Source organism: candidate division KSB1 bacterium (genome assembly GCA_034505495.1).
Lineage (GTDB): Bacteria > Zhuqueibacterota > Zhuqueibacteria > Residuimicrobiales > Krinioviventaceae > Fontimicrobium_A.
This window is the reverse complement of sequence record JAPDQV010000005.1, coordinates 112,764-130,493: the sequence shown is the minus strand read 5'-3', so window position 1 is coordinate 130,493 and position 17,730 is coordinate 112,764. Positions and strand designations below refer to the sequence as shown.

Genomic DNA, 17,730 nt, shown 5'->3' with positions numbered 1-17,730 from the left:
CCGATGAGAACGTGCACCGCGTGCGGTGTTTGCTGGATGAGGTGTTTGGGGCGGAGAATTTTGTAGGCATTGTAGCGTATAGAACATCTGTTGCGCTTGGGGCTGAACTCATTGACAAGGTCCACGACTATTTGGTTTGGTACTGCAAGGATAAAAAGAAAATCAAGTATAGGCAGCTCTTCAAACAAGTGGCTGTTGGCGAGGAAGGCGCGACTCGATATACTAGAATAGATCCTGAATTAACTAACAATCCCTATACGGATCAAGGGCTTACTTCACGAACTGGAAGTGCCACAACCATTTTCGCGGTCGAATTTCAAGGCGAGCTTTTTAGACCAACTGCTGGCGGTTGGAGAACTTCTGTAGAGGGAATGAAACATCTAATTTTTGCCCGACGACTCTTACCTGCGGGAAAGACTATTCGGTTCAAGAAGTATTACAATGATTTCGGATATGTAGCTCTAACAAGTATGTGGGATGATGTGGGGGGTGGGGTTCAGAGCCGAGCAGATCCCAAAGTCTATGCTGTTCAGACTGCGAGCACAGTTATCGAACGCTGCCTCCTCATGACCACCGACCCGGGCGACCTGGTGTTCGACCCGACCTGTGTGCGGAAGGGGACGCGGGTGTGGGCCCCCCTAAATCCCCCCGTCAACGGGGGGACTTCTCCCTCCCCGTTGACGGGGAGGGCCGGGGAGGGGACTTTCTCACTCCTGGCGGGGAGGGCCGGGGAGGGGACTTTCTCACTCCTGGAGGGGAGGGCCGGGGAGGGGACTTTCTCACTCCTGGCGGGGAGGGCCGGGGAGGGGCTCCTCCCCATTGAGGCCATCCAACCAGGTGACCTCGTGCTGGGGCATGACGGGAAGCCACACCGGGTTCTGCGCACCATCCGCAAACCCTATCGGGGCACCATGGTCGGTATCCAGCATGGCGAATCACCACAAACGCTGTGGGTCACAGCCGATCACTACGTCCTCTGCCAGAAGCGCACCCAATCCTACGGTGCCGGGCGAACGTGGCAGCACATACCGAGGAGTCATTTCGACCGGGCACGGGCGTTGCGCCGAGAGATGACCCAGGCTGAGCGGCAGTTGTGGAGCGCCTTGCGTGGAGAACAACTGGGCGTCAAATTCCGCAAACAACATCCCATTGGCCCTTACATTGCCGACTTTTACTCCTGGGAAGCAGGTCTGGTCATCGAAGTGGACGGCAACAGCCATTTCACGCCCGAAGCCCAGGCCTACGACCGCGAACGAGATAATTACCTTTCATCCCTTGGTCTCACAGTGTTACGATTCACCAACCAGCAAGTCGCCTCTCAGAAAGAGGGGGTGTTAAGCAGAATTGCTGAGGCTATTGAGGCCGTCAAGCCATCTGAAGACCATTACCAGCAATGGCGTCGCGCCGACTCACTGCAAGCAGGTGACGTGATCTATTTTGGTCCCGAGCAGCGGCCGGTTGAGATCACCAACCTGCTGTACGAAGAAACCCAGGAAGAAGTCTACGACCTGGAAGTCGAAGGGGTGCACTCGTTCCTGACCGAGGTCTGCGCCGTGCACAACTGCGGCTCCGGCACCACGGCCTACGTAGCCGAGCAGTGGGGCCGGCGCTGGATCACCTGCGATACCTCCCGCGTGGCGCTGGCTATCGCCCGGCAGCGGCTGATGACCGCTGTCTTTGATTACTATGAACTGGCGCATCCGGAGGAGGGCGTGGGAAGCGGCTTCAAGTACAAGACCGTGCCGCACGTCACGCTCAAGTCCATCGCCAACAACCCGGAAATTGACGGCATCTATGCCCGCATGCACCCGGCCATTGAGCAGGCGCTGGCCGACCTCAACGCGGCGCTGAAGACAGTGGCGAGTGGACAGTGGATAGGGGATAGTGACGGTTCACTGCCCACTAACCACTCTCCACTACCCACTATCCCCTACTCGCTCAAATTCCAAGTCACCACCGGCGGGCGCGAAGGGCAATTCGTGGATTTCGCCGCGCCGGACAGCGCCACCTTTACCATGCCGAGCGGTCAGGTGGTCAAAGTCAATGAACTGCTCGAATGGGAGGTTCCCTACACTTGGGAAGACTTTCTTGCCCAATTGCACATCAAAGCCCCCACAGTTGAAAAAGAGAGCATGCTCAAGCAACTATCCACTATCCACTTTCCCCTATTCACTGCTTTTCACGCCGCCCGCCGCGCCATGCAGCAAAAGATGGACGAAGCCATCGCCCGCCACGCCGAGCAGGAGACGCTCTACGACCAGCCGCTCGTGGACCGCAAGCGGGTGCGCGTCAGCGGCCCCTTTACGGTTGAGGCAGTACCTGCGCCGGTGGTCAAGTCGGTGGATAGTGTATTGGGGATAGTGGATAGAAAAGAACACACCGGCTACGATTCACTATTCACTGACCACTTTGGCGCGACAGCGGCGAGAAGCGGCGAAACCCTGCGCCAGGCCGAATGGCGCGATGAGCTGCTCAAAACCGGCATCCGCGGCAAGGCCGGGCAGTACATCCGTTTTAGCCGCCTGGAGCCGCTCCCCGGTTGCCGCTTCCTGCACGCCGTGGGCGAAACCCGTCCCTCCGCCGAGGGCGCCGCTTCCGTCCGCGAAGACGCCCCGGCCTACAATCCCCTGCGCGTCGCCGTTTCCTTCGGCCCCGAACACGCCCCGCTTGAATCGCGGCAGGTCGAGCGCGCCTGGGAAGAAGCCCGTCATCTTGTCCCCAGGCCGCAACTGCTCGTTTTCGCCGCCTTCCAGTTTGATCCCGAAGCGGCCAAAGACATTGATGAAATGAAGCCAGAACTGGCCGGGATGCAGTTCCTCAAAGTCCAGATGAACGCCGACCTGCTGACCGACGACCTGAAGAAAAAGCGCGCCGGCAACGAGAGTTTCTGGCTCATCGGCCAGCCGGATGTGGAAGTAAGGAGTGAACGGTGGTTGGTGGATAGCAGAAAGGAGACGTTGGCGCCGTATGACGTCATTGCAAAGTTATCGGGAGTTGATAGTCTGGCAGAAATCCGTCGCCTTGGCCAAACGGATTTATCTTTCTACATCGCAATTGCCCAAAGAAGAGACCTATGGGATGCAATCGCAGATGAGACGCGCGGCGGTGTCCATTCCGGCCAACATCGCCGAGGGGCAGGCGCGACAGAGCACAGGGGAGTTTCTCCAGTTTCTGGGCATCGCGCGGGGTTCCCTGGCCGAATTGGAGACGCTGCTGATTTTGTGCGAAGCATTGAATCTTTTGGACAAGCCGAACGTCACAGCATTGTTGAGCGATTGCGAAGAAATCGGGAAATTGCTGAGCGGGCTCATCAAATCGCTGCGGCGCTGACCCCTGACCACTACCCACTATCCACTACCCACTATTTCCAGGTTACTGTAAACGGCTTTGATTACTACAACACCAGGACCGGCCAGCTCGAATCGGGCGGCAAGGACAAAATCGCCCTCTGGATGCTGGACACCGACTATGACGGGCGCAGCCTCTACCCGCGCCAGGTCTTCTTCCCCCTGGCGGCCGACGACGAAGCCTGGGCGAAACTGGCCCGCAACCTGAAGGCGGAAATTGACCCCGAGCGCATCCGCGCCTACTGGGGTACGGTCTCGCTGCCCTTCGAGCCGGGCGAATACAAACGCATCGCCGTCAAGATCGTGGATGACCGGGGCATCGAGAGCATGAAAGTGATCGAGGTGGAAGCGTGAATCCTGCACTAACTATCCCGCGTGAACAAATTGCGGCTTTTTGTCGAAAACACGGCATTCGACGACTGGCGATTTTCGGATCGGCGCTGCGGGAGGATTTTCGTCCCGACAGCGACGTGGATGTGCTGGTCGAATTTGAGCCGGATCGCATTCCAACACTCTTTGATCTTGCCGGCATGGAGCAAGAACTTTCATCCTTGCTGAACGGCAGAAAAGTGGATTTGCGCACTCCCGGCGACCTGAGCCGTTATTTTCGCCGGCAGGTGATGGAAGAGGCGGAGGTGCAATATGCAGCCGGATGACCGTATCCGCCTCCAACACATGCTGGATGCGGCCGAGCAGGCCCGCGCATTCATCCGGAACAAACGCAGAGACGACCTCAATGATGACCTGCAACTGGTTTGGGCGCTTGTCAAAGCGATTGAGATCATCGGCGAGGCGGCCTACCAGGTCCGCGCAGAAACCAGGGCGCAATTGCCGCAAATTCCCTGGGAGAAAATCACGGGGATACGGCACCGGCTTGTCCATGCCTATTTCGACATAGACCTGGATATCCTCTGGAAGACAGTTCAGGATGGGCTGCCGCCGTTGATCGCCGTTATCAAGGCCGCTCTGGGAGAAAACGCCTGATGCCCCGCGCCACCATAGACCGCCTCATCATCAACTCGCCCTACGAAGAGCCGCGCTACCACTGGCGCTACGACCCGGCCAGCAAACTCTTCGACCTGGCCGAAGGCCGCCGCCCGGCCGGTTACGTGGTCGCCACGCCCGGCTCCAAAGCCTTTGACGACCCCGGCCTGTTCGTCGAGATTCCGCTGGTCAATGCCATCCGCCCGCGCCTGAAGGCCTGGCGCGAGGCGGGCTATCCGGGCGTCACCAGCATCACGAAACGTTTGCTCGAACACTGGCAGGACCCCGAAGACTTCGACCGGCGGCGCTTCTTCTTCTGCCAGTTGGAAGCCGTCGAAACGCTCATCTGGCTCACCGAGGCATCGCCGGCCGAGCGCGCCGGCATCGAAATCCCCACCGACGGCGGCGACTTTATCCGTCAGTGCTGCAAGATGGCCACCGGCTCCGGCAAGACGATTGTGATGGCGATGGTCATCGCCTGGCAGGTGCTGAACAAAGTCGTCAACCCGCAGGACAGCCGCTTCTCCAAGAACGTCCTGGTCATTGCGCCCGGGCTGACGGTCAAAAAGCGGCTGGAGGTGTTGTACCCCACGGCGGAGGGCAATTACTACGAAGCCTTCGACATCGTTCCCTCGGCCCTGCTCGACAAACTGCGCCAGGGGCGCGTGCTGGTGCGCAACTGGCACGCCCTGGCCTGGGAAAGCGAAGAGCAACTGAAAAAGCGCAAAAGCGTGGATAAGCGCGGCCCCAAGAGCGACGAAGCCTACGCCCGCGAGGTGCTGGGCGAGATGGCAAACGCCCGCAACCTTCTGGTCATCAACGACGAAGCCCATCACGCCTGGCGCGTCAACCCCGAAGCGGCCGGCAAATACCTGCGTCAGCGCGACCTGAAGGACAGCGCCGAAGAAGCCACCGTCTGGATCGGCGGCCTCGACCGCCTGCACCGCGCCCGCGGCCTGCTCAAATGTTACGATTTCTCCGCCACCCCCTTTGCGCCCACCGGCGGCAAGAGCGGCGAGGAGACCCTCTTTGGCTGGATCGTCAGCGACTTTGGGCTGAACGACGCCATCGAATCCGGCCTGGTCAAGACCCCGCGCGTCGTCATCCGCGACGACGCCGTGCCGGACGCCAAAACCTACCGCTCGCGCCTTTACCACATCTACAACGACCCGGACGTCAAAGACGACCTGAACCGCCGCGCCGAACCGCACGAACCCCTGCCCGACCTGGTGCTGAACGCCTACTACCTGCTCGGCTACGACTGGCGCGAGACGCTCAAGGCCTGGCAGGCAGCCGGTTTGCCCACACCGCCGGTGATGATCACCGTCGCCAACCGCGTCGAGACGGCGGCGCGCGTCAAACACGCCTTCGACTCCCGTCGCATCCAGATTGACGAACTGTGCGACCCGCAGCGCATCCTGCACATTGACTCGAAGGTGCTGGCAGAGGCCGAGGCGAAGGAGGTGGATAGTGAACAGTGGTCGGTGGACAGTGAACAGGACGATGGTGCAACCGATGCCCCATCAGCCACTAACCACAAACCACTAACCACGGCGCAAAAAGCCGAGCTTTTGCGCCAGATGGTGGATACGGTCGGTAAAATCGGCCAGCCGGGCGAGCACATCCAGAACGTCATCTCGGTTGGCATGCTTTCCGAAGGCTGGGACACCAAAACCGTCACACACATCATGGGGCTGCGCGCCTTTACGTCCCAGTTGTTGTGTGAACAGGTGGTCGGGCGCGGCCTGCGGCGCACTTCCTACGAAGTCAACCCGCAGACCGGCCTGTTCGACCCCGAATACGTCAACATCTTTGGCGTGCCGTTCACCTTTCTGCCACACGAAAGCACCGAAAGCGGCCCGCCACCTCCGCCCGCGCCCAAAACGCTGGTGCAGGTGGACCCTGCCAAAGCCGCTTACGAAATCCGCTGGCCGAACGTCGTGCGCATCGAACACGTCTTGCAGCCCCGGCTTACCGTGGACTGGGCGCATCTTTCGCCGCTGGAACTGGATGCCGCCAAGACGGCCCAAATCGCCGAACTGGCACCTGTCCTGGAAGGTAAACCAGACGTAACGAAGGTTGACCGCATCGAACTGGAACGTCTGGCGGCCGAATTCCGCACCCAGCGCATCATCTTTGAGACGGCGCGTGATGTCTTTGATCAGATGAAGCCCTCATGGCGGGGCAGCCATGACGTTCTGCTGGCGCAACTGATTCGCATTGTCGAGCAGTTCATCCGCTCCGACCGCATCCACATCACCCCGCCGCTCTTCTATCAGGATGACCTGCGCCGCCGCCTGATCATCACCCTCAACATGAGCCGCGTCATCCAACACGTGCTGGACGCCGTCCGCCAGGAGAACACCGGGCGCCTGGAGCCGGTCTTTGACCGCGACCACCCCATCCGCTCGACCGGCGAGATGACGCCCTGGTACACCGGCAAGCCCTGCGCCCGCACGGCCAGGTCACACATCAACGTCTGCGTGTACGATAGCACGTGGGAGGCGTCGGACGCCTTTGCGCTGGACAATAGCGAGGCGGTGGGGGCCTGGGTCAAGAACGACCATCTCGGCTTCGAGATTCCCTATCTCTACCAGGGCGTGGTGCGCAAATATCGCCCCGATTTCCTGGTGCGACTGGCAAACGGCGAGATGCTTATCCTGGAGACCAAAGGCGAAGAGAGCGAGCAGGATGCCGTCAAGCATCGTTACCTGGACGAGTGGATACAGGCCGTCAATGCGCACGGCGGCTTTGGCCGCTGGCGATGGGCGGTGGTGCGTAGCCCTGGCGACATCAAGGATGTGTTGACAAATGTATCTGGACCTTCGGGAGGCTAACAACGGGTTGCAGCCGACAAGGTCCTTACGCGGCTGAACCTGACCGTTATACGGCTTTTAAAGGCCATATTCCTGCTGCATGTAAATCATCCAATTCGCTCTTTCGCTAAAGCATGCTGCTCCGCCAAGGCCTGCAAAAAGCTCCGTCCGACTATTCTCACGACATTTTTCAGGGTTATTTGAGCAGGGTTGCCTTTTGCACGGTCTTGCCCGCCGTCGATTCGGCGCGGATCAGATAGTTTCCGGAAGCGCAGGACAAACCGATTTCGTTTTTTCCATCCCACATAAACGTATGGCAGCCTGCCTTGAGCCTGCAATCGATTAATTGCCGCACGCGCCGGCCGAGCAGATCATAGACAGCAAGACGAACAAAGGAATCCTGCGGCAGCGTAAGCCGCAGCTGCACGCAGGCATTGAAAGGATTGGGAAAGAGCGGCAGCAGCGCAAACTCGCGCGGCAGCGGTACCGAGACGGCGATACGCCCGAGTTCGAGCGGCTCGCCATAGCCAGTTTCCGTAAGCAGGCGGTAGAGGTAACTTTTACCGGCTTCTGCGGTTCCATCGAGAAAATGACAATAGCCGATAGAATCGGCGCTCGTTGCTCCCAGCAATTGAATCGTTTCACCGTCTCGGCGCTCGATGCTGAGGGAGCCGGTGCCGTTCTGGAGAATTTTCCACGATAACCGTACGCCCGCAAACGGTTCGTAAGCGGCGGAGAAATCGCTCACCTCGACGCTCGTAACCACATGCAGCCGCCAGCTGGTGCTCACGGTGTCCTCAAAGTCAAAGACTAACGCTTTGACTTCTATTGCGCCATTAAAAGTCTGCGGGGCAAAGTGAAACATTTGCCCTAACGCGGTCGGCCTGCCCATGACCGTCCAGATGAAATGCAGCGGATCACCGTCCGGGTCCCTTGCTGCGGCGTAAAAATCGATCGGCTCGTTTTTGTGGACGGCTCCGAGGTCCCGCACCGTCGGTCGGCAAATCTCTTCGGCGATAACCGGCGGACGATTGACGTTGCGAACGATGATGGGAAGAACCCGCATCGCTGCCGCGCCCAAGTGATCGGCGGCATAAAAAACAGGCGAATATCTGCCGGCCTGATCATAATTGGGGTGCCAAGAAAACTCGCGTTTGGCGACATCGAACTGCGCACCGGCAGGAAGATTGAGGACGACGATCGAAAGGCTGTCGTTTTCGGGATCGTGCGCCTCGATGGTCAGCCGCATCGGCTGATTTTCATCAACAACTATGCTGTCCGGCAGCACCAAAACCGGCGCTTGGTTCGGTAACGCCGCGGCGGTAAAACGGGTCTGTGCAGTTCCCTCCAGTCGCGCGGTCAGTGTTTGTTCCCCCGCTTCCAATCCCAACGTCCATTCGCAGCCGACAAAACCGAGAGAATCTGCAGCAGCCTGCGGCGGCTCGGCGAAACCCTGCTCCGGCTCAAAGTAAACCGTCACTTTCGGCACGCCGTTGTCGAACGCATCTTTTACCTGGACGATGAGCTTTTGGTTGAGCGGATGGCCTGCTACGCCGGTTTGGCCGTCGCCCTTGACGACGACCAGCTGCGATGCCTCTCCCGCCACGGCACGCGCAGAAAACTCGACTTCACCCAAAGCAGAAGCCGCGCGGATTCGATGCAGTCCGCTTTTCAATCCCAATTGATAACCGACCGTTGCATAGCCTTGCGCGTCGGTGGTCTGTTGCGCTGCGTCGAGCAGTCGGCCGTCCCCGACAGTCGGGGTAAAAGTGACCTCAATTCCGCCGATTCCCTGCTCGTTTTCATCCACTGCCCGTACGGTGAGAGGAGTCGGCAACCGACTTCCGACCGGTGCGGCTTGGCCGTCGCCCGCTGCAATGATCAGGCGCGGCCCGGCGGGTACGACGGTAAAGCGAACGATCGCATTGCCGAGCAGACGTCCCTGCGGGCCGAAAGAAACTGCTTCGATTACGGCAGGCTTGACGCCGGTGATTAGCTCCGCCGTCACGACACCCTCGGCACTGCTGTGTAAAGTGAGAGAAGGATCGATGGTTTCCCGCCAGCGGGCATCGCCGCTCAACACAGAAAAGGTGACCAATTGATCGGCCATCGGCTCCCTGAACTGGTCGAGAGTCCTCACCTGCAGACTGATGACGGTTGCCGGACGAGCGCGAATGAGGGTGTCGCCGACCGCCGCCAGCGCATCGAGTCTCGGCGCTTCCGTCTCGGCGCGAAAGAGAATGGGCGAGCCCGACAGCGGAAGGCCGTCGTAAAGACATGCGGCGGATAAAAGCTGCGGTTCTCCCATGCGGCCCAAGATCCAAACCGCTTCAGCTTTACCAAGGCCGTTGGTTGAAGAAACAGCAGAAACGGATGGCGGGCTGTTTAGAGAACCGCCTCCCTGCAGTACTTTCCATTCGACCGGCACTTCGGCGACGGGTGATCCGGCTGAGTCCAAGACCTGTACGACGATGGAGTACGGCAGGGGACGCTGTGGTGCGCCGCGCAGGCCGATTGTCGGTGTAAGGGCGACGAGCCTGGTCGGCGGCAGGCGACGGCAGGAAGCATAGAACTGCACCGGATGCGGCAAAAGCTCGCCGTTATAACGGCTAGTCGCTTCAACGATATAGATCGAATCCCCGACTGCCTCGCCCAGCTGCAGCCGGACGCCGGCGATGCCTTTGCTGTTGGTCAGCACCGTCTTTTCGCTCTCTCCCTCGAGGCTGCCGACGCTGCTGAGCATCGCAAAATGCACAGGCCATTCCGATTTCGGGTTGTCGTAGGCGTCGGTCACCTTTACGAGCAATGAATCCGCCAAAATGCTGCCTGCTGAGCCTGTTTGACCGTTGCCTGCCAAATAAGACAGGGCACGCGGCTCGCCGGCGGTTGCAAAGAAAGAAAACTCGATTTCAGGCGGCGTCAAGTTGGGACAAATGACCCGCGCCTGCTGCGTGCCGGCTCGAAAGCCCAATCTCAGAAAGGCGCTCGCCAAGCCGTTCTCATTGGAAACCGTGTCCGCTCTTGTAAAGCCTGCGCCTTCTGCACCGCCGACAAAGGACGGATGAAATCCGGCGACCGGATTGCCGAAGCGGTCGGTAATTTTGACGACCAGCGGCTGTTCCAGCGTCTCTCCGACCGGCGCGGTTTGAAGATCACCGGAGACCTTGGCGGCAAAAAAGGCGGAATCGGGCTGCGCCGCGGCTTCAAAGTCGGCCGGAGAACCGGCCGGTTGCGGTTTATCAAACGTCTCGGCCTGGACGACAATTCGCCGGCCTGCAGTTTTTCCGAGGGTGTAAACGGCCGAAGCCGTACCAAGCGAATCGGTGGCGACTGCTGCAAAAGATTTGCCCCCAAAAGAACCGTCGCTTTCGAGCGCGGAAAAGCGGATGATTCGACCCGGCAGCGGATTGCCGCCTGCATCCAAGAGTCGGATGGCCAACGGCTGAGGCAAGGGGCGGGCGACGATGCCGCTTTGATGATCGCCGCCGATCTTGACGAGAAGTGCCGGCGGCCCGTTCTGAGCTTCTGCAGTGACGATCGCCGGTGAGCCGGCAAGGAATCCGGCGTTGACGATCAGTCGCTGTGCACCTGCCCGCCTACCCAATCGCCAAAAAATACGCGCTTTTCCCTGCTCATCGCTTAATACCGTCAGAGCGGTATCGGCGCGAGGGAAAGAAGCCTCGTTCGAAATCGCTGCGCCTTCATCGCTTACTGAAAAACGTATCGGGTGATCGGGAACCGCTTGGCCGTCATGGCTGAGAATCTGCACGACAATCGGCTGCGGCAGGGTCGACAGCACGGGTGCTGTTTGCCCTTCGCCCGAGAGCAGGCGAAGTTGAGCGGCAAACAGCAGGGTGCGGGCGTAAAAGAGCACCGGAGAGCCGATCAGCGGCGCTTCGGCGCGGACAATCTGCTGCGTTCCGGCTGCTCCCAAGAGCAAAAAATTTTGTGCGCGGCCTTCCGCATTGGTCAAAACAGTGCTGCCTTCGGTAAGGGTGCCGCCGCCGCTGACGACGGAAAAATTGACGGCGAAATCCGGCACCGGATTGCCGAAGGCGTCGTAAACCGTGACGACAAACGGTTCAGCCAACCGTTCGCCGGATCGTCCCGCCTGGTGATTGCCGCTCGTTTCGCGCATGGACACCGCTGGTCCGGGCAAAGCGGTCAGCGTGAACGTTTGGGGGCTGCCGGAAATGTGCTCGCCGTTCCGGCGCAGTTCAGCGGTGACCACAATTCGTCCCGCGCGAGTGCCGAACCTGACAAGCCGCTCGGCGATCCCCCGCTCGTTGGTGAGCTCGGGTGAATTGCTGATTTCGCCTTTATTTTCCGGCCGATCGTCGGCGCTTTCGCACAGGAGCAGTTGATCGAGCTGAACGGCGCCGTCGAACTCGATTGCAAAGGCATGTACTCCGGACGTCAAGCGGATTCGGTCGGGCAGAGAGAACCAGCTCCAATCGAGCAAATTGGGACAAGCGATGTCGATGGGCGTACCGGCGTCTATACGGATTCTTATGGATTGGGTTGCTCCCGGATTACGCATCCGCAGCCAAAGAGTATACTCGTTGCTTTGAACAGCCTTTTCTAGGAGAACAGCCGCCGGTCCGCGGCGATGCGGCGGAATCAACACAAAGCTTCCGTCGGCGCAATCCGTCCCGGCGGAGCGCACGGCATTTGAGGTGAGTTGTCCGGTCTCCGGCGGCAGGGCAATGCGGCCGCTCGGAGGGGAAAGTGTCAGCAGTTCCGCGTCGCCTTCCACGACGCGAAAGGTGACGGCGCTGCCGCTGACCGGCCTGCCGGATCGGTCGGTCACTTTAACGGCAAGCGGCAGGCTCAATCTTTCGCCGACCGTGCCGCGCTGGCCGTCGCCGCCGACAAGCGAAAGCTGCGCCGGTTCGGGATTCGCCGAGGATTCCGGCGGGGCGATGACAAGCGTCTGATCCGCTGAAACGCGCGCAAAAGCGGCATAGGAACCGTCGCTGAAGCGAGCCAGCAGATCGCAGGCCGTTCTGTCTTTAAGGCCAAAATGGCGGATTGACGACGGCTGCGAAATGTGGCCGGCGATCGACTGCACCTCTTGAAAGCCCAGCAGGGCATTCCGGTCACCCAATCGACCGGCTTCGAAAAGCCAAAGCTTGGTGCCGAACCCCACGGCGTTTCCGGCCGGACCGCGTGCTAATACGCGGAGAAAATGGTTGCCGATGTTCAGCTGATTGCGCAGGAAAATATTGAACATGTCGGCGCGGGCTGCCAATAGATCGAGGTCGCCGTCGGCATCCGCATCGACAGCGGCAGCACCGCGCACGTCGCCGGCATGAATTTCTGCGCCGGTGCCGGTGAGGAGCGTAAAGCGCCAATTGCCGTCGTTGCGATACAGAGCGGCGCGACTTTCCTCCTGCGTCACCAGGAGGTCGAGATCGCCGTCATTATCGAAATCTTCCGCTAAAATCGAATAGCCGTCCATCGGCAGATTGAGGTTGCGGCGGGAAAAGATACCGCCGACATTCTCAAAGACGGCAACGTTCGGCGAAGGATCCGTTGCAGAAGCCGTCACCCCGATCAGCAGATCGAGGTCGCCGTCGTTGTCCAGATCGGCAAAGACAGCCGAGTTGGAGGACGAGACCAGATCGATGCCGGCGGCAGCGGCCGCTTCCTGGAACCAGCCGCTGCCGTCGTTGAGGAACAGCTTGTTCGCGGCGCCGCGCTTGACGACATAGAGGTCGATGTCGTCATCCGCATCGACGTCGGCGGCCGCCAGGCTGAGGCTCGGGATGTTCGGTTCCGTGACATCCTCGGCCCCGCGATTCTGCAATGAAAACCGGCCGTTTTGATTGATGTAGAGCTCATTCTTTTCCCGCGAATTCACGGCATAGAGGTCAAGGTCGCCGTCGTTATCGGCGTCAAAGGCGGCGACGCCGGTGGTCACGCGCGGCAGATCGGCGATTCCGCCTGCTGTCGTGATGTCGCGAAAAGAGCCGCCGGAATTCATATACAGTCGATTTCGGCCGCCTGAAACGCCCAAAAACAAATCCAGGTCGCCGTCATTGTCCATGTCAAAAAAGACCGCCCCCCGAGCCGGATACCTGCCCTCGAGGCCTCCGTAACCCGATTCTTCTGCAAAGGACAGCGATCCCGTATTGTTGAAAAGAAAGGTGAAACGGTCGGATGCCGAAGCGTTGGTGCGGGTAATGAGAGCGTCTTCGCGGCCGTCGCCGTCGATGTCCGCAACGGCGACGCCCTGATGTTCGAACAGATGGTCGGCGCCCAACATACCGGCGTAGGCGGTTACATCGGCAAACCATTTTTGCGGAGCACCCAAAAGCGGCGCCAGTGTCTCGAACAGCGTCTCGCCGATTAGATTGTGACCGGCCGTATTGGGGTGCAGCTTGTCGTACATGAGCGCTTTGTAGCCGTTTTCAACCAGGTCCGGCCACTCGCGAAAGCGGCTGAAAACATCGCACAAATAGACCGGTTCCGGCTTGCCGGTAATGCGGCCGTTACGAAAATCGTTGACCAGGCGCGCAGCTTCCAGGTTAAAGGCGACACAAAGACTATCTTCGTACTTGATCGGGATGATAAGGCAGACGACAACGGCGGTCAGGTCTCTGCCGGCGGTGCCGTCATTCCAGCGCAAAAGATAGCGGATGAGAGTGCCCAATTCGCCGGTCTGAGTGGCGGTAAAGCCGCTGCCGTTCGCATAGGGAGCGACCGGCGTCCCATCTTCCGAGGCCAGATCGTTGGTGCCGACATGCAGCACGGCGATGTTTGGGCGAAAGTTGTTCATGGCGGCTGTGACGTCCATGCGGCCGCGGGCGCCGGGCGTCAGGTTGGCGGGATAAAAGTCGTTGATCTTCATGCTCCCTTGAAAATGGCCTTCGTAAGGCGGATCGCCGTAGCCGCCGACCAAATCGAACGCCAAGCCCGCGGCGCGAAGCTTGTCGTGTATGACCTTACGAAAGCCGATCATGTCGTCGGCAAACTTGCCCGCTGTGATAGAGTCGCCGATGAGCATGATGCGCGTACTCGCTCCGAGAACGATGCCGGAGATCTGCATGTCGGCAGAAGGGGGGCCGGCTGCACCGCTCAAAGTAACAACGACGGAAGATGTATAGACACCGTTGAAAGCGGCTTCCAGCCGACCGTCGCGATCGAATCGGCCCGAGAAAACTGTCAGGGTGTCTCCCGAAACATCGACAAGGCGGATGAGTGCCCGCACCGAATCCGCCGGTATCGAGACCTCCTTTTGCAGCTGCAGATCCACGTGTCCGACAAGGCTGCGGCCCGGCAGTCGGCGGATCCATTCGACCCGATCGCCGTCAACGGCGCGGATCGACTCATCCGCTGCGGGCAGGAGTTCGTATTCTACTGCTTCAGGCCGCGGCGGAGGGTCCTGCAGAACAAAGGACTGCTCAATGTCCGTGCTGAAGAGACGAAAAAGCGGAAATAAAATTAATAACCGGAAAAAGCAGCGTCCGACCAACGTCAACTCCCGAGGGACAGAAATTATAGCACTTTAAAGGGTACCAAAATTGCCGAAAGTTGCGGAAGCTGCCCGGCTGCTCGCGCAGTATTGCGCTGTCAGGGTGAGAAAATACATTTCGTAAGCAAATCATTGAACATTCGGGCCGCTCATTCGTCTTTTGTCTAAAAACTTGGAGAAACGTGTATGAAAAAGGGTTTTTCTTCTTTTTACAGTGCTCTCGTAACGGTTCTTTCAGCCGCCTCTTTGCTCTTGGGGCAGAATCCGATCATTCGTGACCAATTCACAGCGGATCCGACGGCGAGGGTTTTTAACGGTAAAGTTTATCTTTATCCCTCGCACGACATCCTTGCTCAGGAGGGCAAAGGCCGCGTCGGTTGGTTCTGCATGGAAGATTACCATGTCTTTTCCTCTCCCGATTTGGTCGATTGGACGGATCACGGCGTCATTGTCAGTCAGGACAAGGTGAACTGGGTGGATGCGAATTCTTACAGCATGTGGGCGCCGGACTGTGTCGAGCGCAACGGCAAGTACTATTTCTACTTTCCGGCAACCAGAAAGAGCGAGTTCGGTCGCGGTTTCGGCATCGGTGTGGCGGTGGCGGACAGCCCCGCAGGACCGTTCGTGCCGCAGCCGGAACCGCTCAAAGGCGTGTTCGGAATCGACCCGAATGTGCTCATCGATAAGGATGGACAGGCCTATCTCTATTGGTCGGCGGGGAACATCTTTGTCGCCAAGCTGACCGATGATATGCTGCATTTGGCGTCGGAGCCGCAGGTGGTTGCAGACTTGCCTCAAAAAGGTCTGAAGGAGGGGCCGTTCGTTTTCGAACGTAACGGCATTTATTACATGACTTATCCGCATGTAGAGAACAAAACAGAACGCCTCGAATACGCCATGGGCGACAATCCGATGGGACCCTTCCGAGTTACCGGCGTCATCATGGATGAATCGCCGACCGGCTGCTGGACGAATCACCATTCCATCGTGGAATTCAACGGTCAATGGTATCTTTTTTATCATCACAACGACTATTCACCGCACTTTGACAAATGCCGATCAGCCCGCATCGACAGCTTGTTCTTCAATGAAGACGGTACCATTCGCAAAGTGATTCCGACCCTGCGCGGCGTCGGGATAACAAAGGCTGCAAACGAAATTCAGATTGACCGCTACAGCAGCAAAAGCGACGGCGTTTCGATAGCCTTTCTCGATACGCTCAATACGTTCGCCGGATGGAAGACCTGCTTCGGAAAAGCGGATGAATGGGTTCAGTACAACAGCGTCGAGTTCAACAAAAAATACCGACGTGTCCAGGTAAAAGCCAATGCACCGAAAGGCGGCAGACTTGCCGTATATCTGCATCCTCATGCCGACCGGCCCGTTGCCGAGGTCAAGATTCCTGCCGGACCAGAATGGCAGTTGGTCGAGGCCCGCTTGAAAAAGCAGGTGCCGGGCACCTATCACTTGGTCGTACGATCTCGGACTACAGAACCGATAGAGGTCGATTGGATTCGCTTCCAGTGAGGCGGCCCGCCTATTTGTAGATTAATGTGGGAAGGGAAAGGACTTTGAACCTTGCAACGCGTGTGTTGTCCGTTCTGTTGACGGTGTACTTTTGCGGGATTTTGCCGGCAGCGGCAAAAAATGAGGCAATCGTCGATCTGGACAGCACCCATCAAAGAATTCGCGGCTTCGGCGGCGCCAATATCCTGCCTTGGCGGCCCGACATGACCGACAGCGAAATTCGTACCGCCTTCGGCATTGAAGAAGGCCAGTTGGGTCTGTCGATGCTCCGGTTGATGATTGATCCGGACAAGAACAACTGGAGCCTCAACGTTCGTACGGCCCAAAAAGCTCACGAGATGGGGGTTTTGATTTTTGCCTCCCCGTGGAATGCTCCTGCCTCGATGCTGCAGACCGTCAACGGCGTAAAAAAAGTCAAGCCTGAACATTACGAGGATTATGCGGAGCATCTGAACGAATTCGTCACCTTTATGGAGTCGAGAGGGGTGCCGATCTATGCGGTTTCGGTGCAGAACGAGCCCGATTACGACGGCGGCTGGACGCAATGGTCGGCCTCCGAGTTGCTCGCATTTGTGCGCGACTATGCCTCTTTGCTTATTACGCGCGTGATCGCCCCCGAGTCCTTTCAGTTTCGACGCGCCCTGTCCGACCCCATCCTGAACGATCCGATTGCCTGCGAAAATGTCGACATCATCGGCGGTCATATCTACGGTGCCGGCCTTGCGCCTTATCCCCTGGCTAAAAGCAAAGGCAAGGAAGTCTGGATGACCGAGCATTATACCGACAGCCAAAATTCGGGCAATCTTTGGCCCCTGGCTTTAGAGGTCGGCAAAGAGATGCACGAGGTTATGTGCGCCGATATGAACGCCTATGTCTGGTGGTACATCGTCCGCTACTACGGCCCCATCAGCGACGGCACCATGGACAGCGGCAAAAAAGGCGAAATGACCAAGCGCGGCTATGTGATGTCGCATTTTTCCCGCTTCATTCGCCCCGGTTACCGTCGATTGGAGTGCACGCCTCGGCCGCAGAACAGCGTTTACACTTCGGCGTATATCGACAGTGCTTTTACGCGCGTTGTGCTGGTCGCCGTCAATACGTCGGCATTTGCCAAATCTCAGACCTTTATCTTTCGCGACGGCCGAATCGAACGCCTTATCCCATACATAACTTCGGAGAATGCAAACTGCGAGCGGAAACAGGAAATCTCTCTTTCCTCCGATACGCTTAAAATCGAATTGGCCGCCCGAAGCATTATGACGCTGGTTTCCGATGGTACGATTTCTTTGGGAGTGCGCTCGACAAAGACTATGCGGGATTTTCAACTGCTGCCGAATTATCCCAATCCATTCAATGCTGAGACCGCCATACGTTTTCGTATTCCCCGCAGATCGGACGTTGCTTTGACAATCTACAATCTGAGGGGAGAAGTTTTGCAAAAGATCAGCTGCGGAATATACGAAGCAGGGGAACACACGATACCCTTCGAGGCGGCCTGCCTGCCGAGCGGCATCTATTTGTATCGATTAACGGCCGGTAATTTCTCTGCACTAGGCAGGATGGTGCTGGCAAGATAACA

General features: G+C 58.5%; 7 protein-coding genes and 1 pseudogene. 7 read left to right on the top strand and 1 reads right to left on the bottom strand.

Annotation, left to right across the window (positions count from 1 at the left end):
• Positions 1-845 precede the first annotated feature (845 nt).
• From ONB24_03885 to ONB24_03865, 5 genes and pseudogenes are all read left to right on the top strand, one after another.
• Positions 846-2,345: pseudogene (locus tag ONB24_03885) on the top strand (DUF559 domain-containing protein).
• Positions 2,346-2,967: 622 nt separating this feature from the next.
• The gene (locus tag ONB24_03880; GenBank protein MDZ7315243.1) at positions 2,968-3,330 is read left to right on the top strand and encodes a four helix bundle protein; all 363 of its coding nucleotides are present in this window, start codon (positions 2,968-2,970) and stop codon (positions 3,328-3,330) included.
• A gap of 367 nt (positions 3,331-3,697) precedes the next feature.
• Positions 3,698-4,003 (top strand): nucleotidyltransferase family protein, encoded by a 306-nt coding sequence (locus tag ONB24_03875; protein MDZ7315242.1) that lies wholly within the window; start codon positions 3,698-3,700, stop codon positions 4,001-4,003.
• Entirely contained in the window at positions 3,990-4,331 is a 342-nt protein-coding gene (locus ONB24_03870) for a DUF86 domain-containing protein (GenBank protein ID MDZ7315241.1), read from the top strand. The genes ONB24_03875 and ONB24_03870 overlap by 14 nt, the downstream gene beginning before the upstream one ends.
• Positions 4,331-7,168 (top strand): DEAD/DEAH box helicase family protein, encoded by a 2,838-nt coding sequence (locus tag ONB24_03865; GenBank protein MDZ7315240.1) that lies wholly within the window; start codon positions 4,331-4,333, stop codon positions 7,166-7,168. The genes ONB24_03870 and ONB24_03865 overlap by 1 nt, the downstream gene beginning before the upstream one ends.
• 175 nt (positions 7,169-7,343) lie before the next feature.
• On the opposite strand, the gene ONB24_03860 is transcribed toward ONB24_03865, so the two are convergent.
• Positions 7,344-14,624 carry an Ig-like domain-containing protein gene (locus ONB24_03860; GenBank protein MDZ7315239.1) on the bottom strand — a complete coding sequence of 2,427 codons (7,281 nt, stop codon included), beginning with the start codon at positions 14,622-14,624 and terminating at the stop codon, positions 7,344-7,346.
• A 186-nt stretch (positions 14,625-14,810) separates the two neighbouring features.
• Between ONB24_03860 and ONB24_03855 the strand changes: the two genes are divergently transcribed.
• On the top strand, positions 14,811-16,151 hold the full coding sequence (locus ONB24_03855) for a family 43 glycosylhydrolase (GenBank protein MDZ7315238.1): 1,341 nt from the start codon (positions 14,811-14,813) through the stop codon (positions 16,149-16,151).
• Between the two features lie 44 nt (positions 16,152-16,195).
• Positions 16,196-17,728, top strand: coding sequence for a T9SS type A sorting domain-containing protein (locus ONB24_03850; GenBank protein ID MDZ7315237.1), 1,533 nt, complete (start codon positions 16,196-16,198; stop codon positions 17,726-17,728).
• The last annotated feature ends 2 nt before the right edge of the window (positions 17,729-17,730 follow it).